The 524-nt window shown below is 60.1% G+C and carries 1 protein-coding gene; it reads right to left on the bottom strand.

Annotated features, from left to right (window positions below; all coding sequences use genetic code 11):
• Positions 1-498 (bottom strand): nucleoside-diphosphate sugar epimerase/dehydratase (locus ACSGC5_RS14930; protein WP_434971354.1); only part of this gene is annotated, 498 nt, incomplete at its 3' end.
• Positions 499-524 lie beyond the last annotated feature (26 nt).

The raw sequence follows: 524 nt of genomic DNA, 5'->3' as shown, positions 1-524 counted from the left end.
AGCCCGCGGGGCGCGCTGCAGCTCAGAGGCGATCTGAGCAACCGAGCTTTCTGACCCGACGAGGAGCACACGCGACATGTACTGCCCGTTGTATCGCTTTGCGAAGAGCCAGTGTCGCCAGAGCCACCGGACAAGAACGAGCATGATGATGCCAAGCGGCAAGCTGATAAGCAGGTAGCCGCGCGCGATATCGACCTGGAACAAGAATGCGACGATCGCAATCATGCCGAACAGGCGGATGCTGGAGTCAATCACTCGGATGTATTCGCTCGACCCCGTGCCAATAACACGGTAACTGCGGGAATCCGCGAGCGACAGTGCCCACCACCAGAGCGCCACGAGGAGCGCCGAGGCGAACCAGTAGGAGATGGCTGTCAACCTTCCGTCGCGCGCGAAGGCTAGTGCAGCGTTCCCCGTGCCGAACCAGAAGATCTGTGTTCCGAAAACTACCCAGACGAGCACGATGAGATCGCTGATCCACAGACGTCTCGTGTACATCGACTGCCACCGTTGCGGTGAGCCGT

This window comes from Microbacterium sp. bgisy207 (assembly GCF_965345035.1).
Classification (GTDB): Bacteria; Actinomycetota; Actinomycetes; order Actinomycetales; family Microbacteriaceae; genus Microbacterium.
The sequence above is the reverse complement of the archived record's forward strand: the minus strand, read 5'-3'. Positions and strand labels throughout refer to the sequence as shown.